General features: G+C 67.2%; 10 protein-coding genes and 1 other RNA gene. 6 read left to right on the top strand and 5 right to left on the bottom strand.

The window, feature by feature from the left end:
* Positions 1 to 277 precede the first annotated feature (277 nt).
* Positions 278 to 631: a transfer-messenger RNA gene (ssrA, locus tag AC5P74_RS14275) on the bottom strand.
* A gap of 220 nt (positions 632 to 851) precedes the next feature.
* On the opposite strand from ssrA, the gene AC5P74_RS14270 reads away from it, so the two are divergent.
* Entirely contained in the window at positions 852 to 1,424 is a 573-nt protein-coding gene (locus AC5P74_RS14270; RefSeq protein WP_346608203.1) for a hypothetical protein, read from the top strand.
* A gap of 126 nt (positions 1,425 to 1,550) precedes the next feature.
* On the opposite strand, the gene smpB is transcribed toward AC5P74_RS14270, so the two are convergent.
* Positions 1,551 to 2,054 carry an SsrA-binding protein SmpB gene (gene smpB, locus AC5P74_RS14265; RefSeq protein WP_005416174.1) on the bottom strand — a complete coding sequence of 168 codons (504 nt, stop codon included), beginning with the start codon at positions 2,052 to 2,054 and terminating at the stop codon, positions 1,551 to 1,553.
* A gap of 57 nt (positions 2,055 to 2,111) precedes the next feature.
* Between smpB and AC5P74_RS14260 the strand changes: the two genes are divergently transcribed.
* A complete protein-coding gene (locus AC5P74_RS14260) occupies positions 2,112 to 2,537 on the top strand; it encodes a type II toxin-antitoxin system RatA family toxin (RefSeq protein ID WP_005416175.1) in 426 nt (141 codons plus the stop codon).
* A gap of 3 nt (positions 2,538 to 2,540) precedes the next feature.
* Complete coding sequence (locus AC5P74_RS14255) at positions 2,541 to 2,798, top strand: RnfH family protein (RefSeq protein WP_005416176.1); 258 nt, start codon at positions 2,541 to 2,543, stop codon at positions 2,796 to 2,798.
* A gap of 34 nt (positions 2,799 to 2,832) precedes the next feature.
* On the opposite strand, the gene AC5P74_RS14250 is transcribed toward AC5P74_RS14255, so the two are convergent.
* Positions 2,833 to 3,225, bottom strand: coding sequence for an outer membrane protein assembly factor BamE (locus tag AC5P74_RS14250; protein WP_005409234.1), 393 nt, complete (start codon positions 3,223 to 3,225; stop codon positions 2,833 to 2,835).
* A gap of 103 nt (positions 3,226 to 3,328) precedes the next feature.
* On the opposite strand from AC5P74_RS14250, the gene fur reads away from it, so the two are divergent.
* Entirely contained in the window at positions 3,329 to 3,736 is a 408-nt protein-coding gene (fur, locus tag AC5P74_RS14245; RefSeq protein ID WP_005409235.1) for a ferric iron uptake transcriptional regulator, read from the top strand.
* A 63-nt stretch (positions 3,737 to 3,799) separates the two neighbouring features.
* Here the strand turns inward: fur and AC5P74_RS14240 are convergent, their stop codons facing one another.
* Positions 3,800 to 5,056 carry an SGNH/GDSL hydrolase family protein gene (locus AC5P74_RS14240; protein ID WP_346608204.1) on the bottom strand — a complete coding sequence of 419 codons (1,257 nt, stop codon included), beginning with the start codon at positions 5,054 to 5,056 and terminating at the stop codon, positions 3,800 to 3,802.
* A gap of 97 nt (positions 5,057 to 5,153) precedes the next feature.
* Here AC5P74_RS14240 and AC5P74_RS14235 point away from each other — a divergent pair, with 97 nt between their 5' ends.
* Positions 5,154 to 6,071 (top strand): LysR family transcriptional regulator, encoded by a 918-nt coding sequence (locus tag AC5P74_RS14235; protein WP_188248723.1) that lies wholly within the window; start codon positions 5,154 to 5,156, stop codon positions 6,069 to 6,071.
* Positions 6,072 to 6,205: 134 nt separating this feature from the next.
* Here the strand turns inward: AC5P74_RS14235 and recN are convergent, their stop codons facing one another.
* Complete coding sequence (gene recN / locus AC5P74_RS14230; protein WP_346608172.1) at positions 6,206 to 7,867, bottom strand: DNA repair protein RecN; 1,662 nt, start codon at positions 7,865 to 7,867, stop codon at positions 6,206 to 6,208.
* Positions 7,868 to 7,982: 115 nt separating this feature from the next.
* Here recN and hrcA point away from each other — a divergent pair, with 115 nt between their 5' ends.
* Complete coding sequence (gene hrcA / locus AC5P74_RS14225; protein WP_005416180.1) at positions 7,983 to 9,047, top strand: heat-inducible transcriptional repressor HrcA; 1,065 nt, start codon at positions 7,983 to 7,985, stop codon at positions 9,045 to 9,047.
* Positions 9,048 to 9,052: the final 5 nt, after the last annotated feature.

Here is a 9,052-nt window from a genome sequence, read left to right as displayed (position 1 = left end):
GCTGCTTACATCCACGGCTTCTACAATCCAGCCCGGCTACACTCGGCGCTGGGCTACCACTCGCCTAACAACTACGCCCGGCAGCTCCGGGCTGCCGCCTGAAACGGCTTCATGGCGTCCGTTTTCAGGGGGCCAGATCAGGATACCCCTTGATATACCCCCACCGTCTCATGGATTGAAGCGGATTGCCCCGGTCTGCTGCGGACAATAAAAAAGCCCGGAAACCCTTGTGATGCGGGGGTTTCCGGGCTTCTCCGGTCCTTATCGAACCGTTCGTTGGTGGAGGTGGGCGGAATTGAACCGCCGTCCGAAGGCACTCCATCCCCAGCACTACATGCTTAGCTCACCGTTGGATCTCGTCCCCGAACAGCACGGTGCGCAAAGCGCATCCGGGAACCAGCCTGTTGTGTTCTAGTGCCGGACTGACAGGCAGCCGTCCAGCGCGATTCCATGATAGTGACTCTACACCGCGAGCATGGACACAAGCGGTTTCGAGGCTTAGGCCTTAAGCGGCCAGAGCGTAGTTGTCGTCGTTGGCAACTAGAGTTTTGCAGCTGGATTTACGAGGAAAGCTACCCCCTCGGCATGCGCCAGGCGACTTCACAACCCCCGTCGAAACCAATGCACCCCCGGTTTCTTCAAGTTCTGCAAGGTACAAGGCCTGTTTGGTGTTGCCACGGTCAGAGCCTGCCCAACAGTGGCAATGCTACGGCAAAACAGCTGAACAGTCACCTTGGCAATCCACAACAAGTTGTAGAGCCTCCGTCATAGCGGATTGGTAACGTCATGGGCACGAATTTGCGACACACTGGCGGCGACCATCCGGGCCAGGACAAACACGGAGACTGTGGGTGACCGAGGCAAGCCAACAACGCAGCCTGCGACAGCTGGTCGGACCCGTCGGGGCCGACTACCAGCGACGGGCATTGCCCCCCGGCTGGGTCTGGGCCGTGCTGGGCGCGCTGCTGGCGGCCACCTGCCTGACCGAACTGCCGGCCACGGCCGCGGCGGCACTGGTCGCCAGCGCGGTGGTGGTGCACTGGTCGCAGCGCGGTCGCATCCATTGGCTGGGTTGGCGCTTGCCGGGCCTGGCCTTACTGGCGGCCCTGCTGTGGGGGCCGGAAGTGCTGTCGCAGTGGTTCGAGCACGGGCTGGCCGTGGTCCTGATGTCGCTGGCCAGCCTCAGCATTGGCGTGCACGTGTGGCAGTCGCGGCAGATGGCCCGCCAGCTGCAGGGCGCGGCCGATGCGCTGGATGATGCCCAGCTGCTGGCGTTGCTCCCGGAAGATGCCGCACAGGTGGCCCAGCAGTGGCGGGCGGGGGAAGATCGCTATGCGCCGGAACTGGCGGTGGTGATGCACCTGGCCGTGATGCACGCGGCGCTGGCGCCGCGCATGCGAGGGCAGGGCGTGCTCGCGGGGTGACCCGCCTTTTGTAGGGCCGAGCCTGCGCTCGGCTGCTCTTCTTGCCGAAGCCGGGCATGGCTCGGCTCTACAGAAAACCAAGGCAGCCGAGCATGGCTCGGCTTTACAGGGTGATGCGCAGTCGCCTTACGCGTCGCGGTTGCCGCGACGCATCACGCGCTGCTTCTCGATCGCCCAGTCGCGGTCCTTGGCGGCATCGCGCTTGTCGTGGGTCTGCTTGCCCTTGGCCAGCGCGACTTCGAGCTTGATCTTGTTCTTGCTCCAGTACATCGCAGTGGGCACGATCGTGTAGCCATCGCGCTCGACCTTGCCGATCAGCTTGTCGATCTCGTTCCGGTGCAGCAGCAGCTTGCGCTCGCGCCGGTCATTGGCCACCACGTGGGTGGAGGCCTGGATCAACGGGGTGATCTGTGCGCCAATCAGGTAGATCTCGCCGCGCTTCACATAGGCGTAGGCATCGATGATGTTGCCACGGCCTGCGCGGATCGACTTGACCTCCCAGCCCTGCAGGGCGAGGCCGGCCTCGAAGCGCTCTTCGATGTGGTATTCGTGGCGGGCACGCTTGTTCAACGCGATGGTTTTGTTGGCCGTCGCGCTCTTTGCTTTATCCTTGCCGCTGTTCTTGCTCATTTCCGTATTGTCTCCGATTCGGGCCCGCCCGGTCGATTGCCGAAACGTCCTGTATTCATGCCTACTATCCGCCGCAGCGCCCTGGTCGAACATTCGGCCGCGCGCATGTTCGACCTGGTCAACGACGTCCAGGCCTATCCGCGCCGTTTCCGCTGGTGCTCTGCTGCCCAGATCGTTGAGGAGGGCGAGGACCGCCTGGTGGCGCGACTGGACCTGGGCCTGGGCTCGTTCAGCACATGGTTCCAGACCGAGAACACCCTGCAGCGCCCGCACAGCATTGATATGCAGCTGCGCGATGGCCCGTTCAAGCAGCTGCACGGCCGCTGGGAATTCCATGCGCTGGCCGAGGATGCCTGCAAGGTCACCCTGACCCTGGAGTTCGAACCCAGCTCGCGCCTGCTCGGTCCGGCGCTGGCGATCGGCTTCCAAGGGCTGGCCGATCGCATGGTCAACGATTTCGTCCGCGTCGCCGACGAGGGCTGAGCGATGATCGAGGTCGAGGTGGTGCTGGCCTGGCCGCAGCGGGTGCTGTCGCGCCGCTTGCAGCTGGAAGAAGGTGCGACCGTGGCCGACGCCATTGCCGCCGCCGCGCTGGAAGGCAGTGCCGATTGCCCCGCCGTCGCCGTTCATGGTGTGCTGGCTCGCCCGCAGCAGGCACTGCTGGAAGGTGATCGCATCGAGTTGCTGCGCCCGTTGCTGGCCGACCCCAAGGACAACCGCCGGCGTCGCGCACTCGGCGGTTGATTCCGGCAGCCGTACCTGCGGACGGGCAGGGGGCTCAGCGGCCCTTCTTCTTCTTGTCCTTCGGCAGGTTGCGGCCGAACTGGCGCACGGTCTGCTGGGCCAGGGCCTTGTCGTTGCCCGGGAAGTAATCGCCTTCCCAGCGGGTCACGGTGTCATTCTCGAAGAACACCACGAAGTTCTTCACTTCGGTACGACCCAGGCGGTTCACGCGCTGGCTGGAGGTGTAGTCCCAACGCTGGGCGTGGAACGGGTCGGGAATGGACGGGGTGCCCAGCAGCGCGGTGACCTGCTGCTTGCTCTGCCCGACCTGCAGCTTGGCCACGGCATCTTCCCGGATCAGGTTGCCCTGATAGATGGGTTGCTTGTAGATGATGCCGCACCCGGTGGTGGACAGGGCGACGGCGGCGACCAACAGGAGATTGCGCATCGGGACTGGCGGTTGGGGAAATCAAACCGATGATACACTCCCGGCGTGCCACCGCGACCCAATCCGAGGCAGCTGGCGCTAAATCGCCAATGAACGGAGACCTATGGAAACCCACGACCTGCGTAAAGTCGGCCTGAAGGTGACCCATCCGCGGATGCGGATCCTGGCGCTGCTCGAGCAGCGCAATGCCCAGCACCACATGACCGCCGAAGACATCTACCGCCAGCTGCTGGAGCACGGCGACGAGATCGGCCTGGCCACGGTGTACCGGGTGCTGACCCAGTTCGAGGCCGCCGGCCTCGTGCTCAAGCACAATTTCGAGGGCGGCCAGGCGGTCTACGAACTGGACCGTGGCGGCCACCACGACCACATGGTCGACGTGGACAGTGGCAAGATCATCGAGTTCGAAAGCCACGAGATCGAGGAGCTGCAGCGCAAGATCGCCGCAGACCATGGCTACGAGCTGGAAGAGCACTCGCTGGTGCTGTACGTGCGCAAGAAGCGCAAGTAATCCGTTTCGGCCAGCTGGATGCGACGAAACCCCGGGCCTGCCCGGGGTTTTTCGTTGATGGGGTCAGAGCCCTTTCCGTTCAGGTAAGGGATCCGACCCCTTGCGGCCCAGCAGGATCTCCAGGTCCACCGCCTCAGCCATGGCCCGGTTGCCGGCATCACCCGGGTGGAGGTGGTCGCCGGAGTCGTAGGCCACGGCCATCCGTGAGGGATCGGCCGGGTCGCGCAGCGCCGCGTCCAGGTCGATCACCGCGTCGAACGGGCTGTCCGTGCGCAGCCAGGCATTGAGCTGGCGGCGCAGGGTGTCCTTGTCCGGTTGGTAGTAGTCGTCCAGCGGCGTGCCGGGCACGGCGCCAGCGAACGGTGGCAAGGTAGCGCCCACGATCCGCACACCTCGGCGGCGGGCCTGTTCTGCCAGCGCGCGATACCCCGCCTGCAGCTCGCTCAGCGTGGGCCGGGCCTGGTTGCGGGCGAATGCGGTACCTGGCCAGCTGATGTCATTGATGCCGATCAGCACGATCACACTGGATACCGCAGGCTGGTCCAGCGCGTCGCGCCGGAAGCGGACCAGGGCGGATTCACCCATGCCGTCGCGCAGCAGCCGCCCCCCGGAAATGCCGGCGTTCACCACGGCTATGCCCCGCGCTGCCAGGAGCGCGGCCAGATGATCGGTCCAGCGCTGGTCCTGGTCGAGGCTGGCGGTGGCACCGTCGGTGATCGAATCCCCGATCACCACCACGCTGCGCGCGTCGGTGTCGGCCTCGACGTCAATTCCGGTCAGCAGCAGGCGGGCGGTGGTGCTGCTGGCTGCGCTCAGGGCCTGGGCCCGGCTCTGGTCGCCAGGGGCGATCCAGCTGGTCTGGCGGCCTTCCCAATGGAACGTCTGAACGGTTGCCGGCCCCGGCACAAAGACGCTGACCTGCAATGCCTGGCGGTCATCCGTGGCCAGCGGGAGCGGATCGCTCAGCTGTTCCTGACCGGGCCCGATCAACACCCCGGGCTGGCCGCCGAAGCTGAGCGGTTGCGGGATGGCGCCCGCGCGTGCGGCCACGCTGGCCGCCCCGATCCGCAGCGGCCGGGTGCCGTAGGCATTGCTCAGCCGCACCCGCAGCCGCGGGCCGCCCAGGCTGACACGCACCGTCTGGCGGAAGGTCTGGTCCTGCAGCGTGGCCGGGACCAGGGTCGGGAACAGGAAATCCGCGTTCCAGACCGGCTGCGGGCTGGCCTGCCAGCTGGCGACCCAGTGCGGGGCGGATGCGGCACTGGCGGCGCCGGACACGGCGAGCAGGGCGGTGGTGGTGAGCTGGCTCAAGCGGTTCATCGGGCAGTCCCGAGTGGAGGGACCGCCATGGTGATTCCGTGCTTATCTGTGAACTAGACTGCGCACGGACAATCATCTGTGAACTGGATTCATCGCCATGGCGCGACCCGACATCAACCGATCCGGCGAACTGGAAGTGTTCGTGCGGGTGATCGAGACCGGTGGCTTTTCCGCTGCGGCCCGCACGCTGGACATGACGCCGTCGGCGGTGAGCAAGCTGGTGGCGCGGCTGGAGCAACGGCTGGGCACGCGCCTGCTGCAACGCTCCACCCGCCAGCTGCAGCTGACCCCGGAAGGCTGCGCGTTCTACGAGCGTGGCCTGCGCGTGCTGGCCGACCTGGACGAGGCCGAGCGTTGTGCCAGCGCCCATGCCGAGCCGCGCGGGCGGCTACGGGTCAACTCCAACGTGCCGTTTGGCCGCCATTTCCTGTTGCCGCTGCTGCCGGCGTTTCTTGAGCGTAACCCGCAGGTGGGCGTGGACCTGACCCTCAACGACGAGGTGATCGACCTGTTGGAGCAGCGCACCGATGTGGCAGTGCGGGCCGGGCCGCTGAAGAGCTCCAGTCTGGTGGCGCGACGGCTGGGCGCGACGCGGATGATGATCGTGGCTGCACCGGCCTACGCGCAGCGGCACGGGCTGCCACGCACTGCCGAGGAGCTGCAGTCGCACAACCGGCTGGACATCGGCCATGCCCGTGCGATGCAGGGGTGGCCGCTGCTGCAGGAGGGGCGCGAGCGGATGCTGCTGCCCAGTGGCAATGCCCGCGCCAGCAACGGCGATGCGCTGCGCCAGCTGGTGCTGGGCGGGCTGGGCATGGCGCGGCTGGCGGCATTCCAGGTGCAGGAGGACATTGCTGCCGGGCGCTTGCTGCCGGTGCTGGAAGAGGCCAATCCCGGTGACCTGGAAGAGGTGCACGCGGTGTTCCTCGGGCAGGGCGGTTACCTGCCGCTGCGGGTGCGCGCGTTCCTCGATTTCCTGGTGGAGAACGTCGACCTGACGCAGCCGTTGGGGTGATACGGGTAGTGCCGGCCGCTGGCCGGCAACCTCACGATCATCGTCCACCGGTGTTGGGTTGCCGGCCAGCGGCCGGCACTACCGTGCGGGTGGGTTGTAGATCCACGCCATGCGTGGATAACCGTGAACAGGCCTCAGGCCTGCAGCAGCTTGCGGGCGGCGGCGCGCGCTTCCTTGCTCACTTCCACGCCGCCGAGCATGCGCGCCAGCTCTTCCTCGCGCGCCTTGTTGTCCAGCTTTTCCACTGCGCTCTGGGTCATGCCTTCCACCGGGGCCTTGCTGACCCGGTAATGGGCGTGGCCCTTGGAGGCGACCTGCGGCAGGTGGGTCACGCACAGCACCTGGCGCTTCTCGCCGAGCGCGCGCAGCTTCTGGCCGACGATGTCAGCCACCGCGCCGCCGATGCCGGAGTCGACCTCGTCAAACACCATGGTCGGCACCGCATCCAGGTCCAGCGCGGCCACTTCGATGGCCAGCGAAATACGTGACAGTTCACCGCCCGAGGCCACCTTGCGCAGGGCGCGCGGCGGTTGGCCGGCGTTGGCCGCCACCAGGAACTCGACGCGCTCGGCACCCTGCGGGTCGGGCTTGCCGCTGTCCTGTGGCTCCAGTTCGATCAGGAACTGGCCGCCGCCCATACCGAGCTCGGCGATGATGCCGGTGGTGGTGGCCGACAGTTCGGCAGCAGCGCTGCGGCGGCTGGCGGTCAGCACTTCAGCCTGTACGCGCCAGGCGGCGGCGGCCTTGTCGATCTCGCCGGCCAGGCGCTGCAGGCGCTCGTCGGCGCCACGCAGCTGCTCCACTTCGGCATGCATGCGCTCGCGCTGTGCGCCCAGTTCGTCCATCGGCACGCGGTGCTTGCGGGCCAGGTCGTGCAGGCGGCCGAGGCGGCGCTCGTTCTCCTCGAACTGTTCCGGGTCGGCATCCAGATCGTCGTGCACGCGATCAAGCAGCGACAGGGCTTCGTGCAGCTGGATCGAGGCGTTCTCGATCAGGCCGTCCACTTCGCCCAGGCGCGGGTCGTGTTCGATCAGGCGCGACAGCTCGTGGCGCACCTGCTGCAGCAGGTCCAGCGCAGAGCTGCCGTCATCGCCGTTGAGCTGGTTGCTGGCTGCCTGGCAGGCGCTCAGCAGGGCGCTGGCGTGGGCCTGGCGACGGTGGCTGGCGCCAAGCGCGGCAATCGATTCCGGTTCAAGGTCCTCGCGGTCCAGTTCGCGCAGCTGGTGCTCCAGGAAGGCGATCCGGTCACTGACGTCGCCCTGTTGCGACAACGCCAGCGATTCATCGACCAGTGCCTGCCAGGCCGCGGCGGCGTGGCGCACCTGGCGGCGCTCGTTCTCGTTGCCGGCATAGGCATCCAGCAGGGCCAGCTGCGACGGGCGCGCCAGCAGCGCCTGCTGTTCATGCTGGCCGTGGATCTCCACCAGCAGCGAGGCCAGGTCGCCCAGCTGTGCCAGCGTCACCGGGCGGCCATTGATCCAGGCCCGCGAGCCGCCGTCGGCGCGGATCACGCGGCGCAGCTGGCATTGGTCCTCGTCGTCCAGCTCGTTGTCGGCCAGCCACTGGCGGGCGGCCTGCAGCTGCTCCAGCGCGAACTCGGCGGAAAGCTCGGCGCGTGCGGCACCATGGCGGACCACGCCGCTGTCAGCGCGCAGGCCGGACAGGAAGCCCAGTGCGTCGACCATCAGCGACTTGCCGGCGCCAGTCTCGCCTGAAACCACGGTCATGCCTGGCCCGAACTCCAGTTCGGTGGCGCGGACGACGGCGAAATCCTTGATCGAAAGATGTCTGAGCATGGGTAAGGGGGTGTCAGCAGCCGCGCAACGCTAGCACGCGGGCGCGGGAGGTCCAATGACTTGCCAAGGCGATGCGCCGCCATTATCTAGTGTCCGTGTCTCACAGGTTGATTCCATGCACGGTTCTCCCGACCAGCTTGCCCCGCGTGCGCGCCACCTGCTGCGCACGCTGATCGCGCGATACATCCAGGACGGCGAGCCGGTCGGCTCGCAGACGCTGGCGCGCGTGGCCGGCCTGGAGGTCAGCCCGGCCACCATCCGCAACATCCTGGGCGACCTGGAGGATCTGGGCCTGCTGGCCTCGCCACATACCTCGGCCGGCCGCGTCCCGACCGCGCATGGCTACCGGGTGTTCGTCGACAGCCTGCTGCAGATGCAGCCGCCGGGCGAGGGCGAGCTGGCCCGGTTGCGTCAGGAACTGGCCGGTGGCGGCAGCACCCAGGCCCTGCTCGGCAGCGCCTCGGAGCTGCTGTCGGCGATGAGCCACTTCGTCGGCGTGGTCAGCGCACCGCGGCGCGAGCAGTTCGCCTTCCGCCAGATCGATTTCGTGGCGCTGGACGGGCGCCGGGTGCTGGCGATCCTGGTATTTGCCGACAACGAGGTGCAGAACCGGGTGATCGAGACCCGGCAGGAGTTTGCGCCAGGCCAGCTGGAGCAGGTCGCCAACTACCTCAATGCGCATTTCGCCGGCCTGCCGATGGCCGAGATCCGTACCCGACTGCTGCTGGAGCTGCGCGACGCCCGGTCCGAACTGGAGCAGTTGCTGGCCCACAGCATCGAACTGGCCGAGCAGGCCCTGCAGCCGGCGGCCGACGACATGCTGGTGGCCGGGCAGACCCGCTTGATGGGCGTGCAGGACCTGTCCGACCTGGAGCGCCTGCGCGAACTGTTCGAGCTGTTCTCCAGCAAGCGCGAGATCCTGCAGCTGCTGGAGCGGACCATCCAGGCGCCGGGGGTGCGCATCTTCATCGGCGAAGAGACCGGAATGATGCCGCTGCAGGGCGTCTCGCTGGTCACTGCCCCGTACACCGCCAATGGCCAGGTGCTGGGCGTGCTGGGCGTGATCGGTCCCAAGCGGATGGCCTACGACCGGGTGATCCCGCTGGTCCAGGCCACCGCCGATGTGCTTGGCGCGGCCTTTTCACCGGCCGGACGCACGCCGGGAACATCCGACGCTTGAAACGC

The organism is Stenotrophomonas sp. YJH_SMC_94-11 (genome assembly GCF_059370435.1).
The sequence above is the reverse complement of the archived record's forward strand: the minus strand, read 5'-3'. Positions and strand labels throughout refer to the sequence as shown.

Coding starts and splice junctions, on each gene's coding strand:
- smpB (WP_005416174.1), bottom strand. CDS start 2,054: ATGAGCAAGAACAGCGGCAAGGATAAAGCAAAGAGCGCGACGGCCAAC.
- fur (WP_005409235.1), top strand. CDS start 3,329: ATGGAAACCCACGACCTGCGTAAAGTCGGCCTGAAGGTGACCCATCCG.
- hrcA (WP_005416180.1), top strand. CDS start 7,983: ATGCACGGTTCTCCCGACCAGCTTGCCCCGCGTGCGCGCCACCTGCTG.
- AC5P74_RS14235 (WP_188248723.1), top strand. CDS start 5,154: ATGGCGCGACCCGACATCAACCGATCCGGCGAACTGGAAGTGTTCGTG.
- AC5P74_RS14255 (WP_005416176.1), top strand. CDS start 2,541: ATGATCGAGGTCGAGGTGGTGCTGGCCTGGCCGCAGCGGGTGCTGTCG.
- AC5P74_RS14250 (WP_005409234.1), bottom strand. CDS start 3,225: ATGCGCAATCTCCTGTTGGTCGCCGCCGTCGCCCTGTCCACCACCGGG.
- AC5P74_RS14240 (WP_346608204.1), bottom strand. CDS start 5,056: ATGAACCGCTTGAGCCAGCTCACCACCACCGCCCTGCTCGCCGTGTCC.
- recN (WP_346608172.1), bottom strand. CDS start 7,867: ATGCTCAGACATCTTTCGATCAAGGATTTCGCCGTCGTCCGCGCCACC.
- AC5P74_RS14260 (WP_005416175.1), top strand. CDS start 2,112: ATGCCTACTATCCGCCGCAGCGCCCTGGTCGAACATTCGGCCGCGCGC.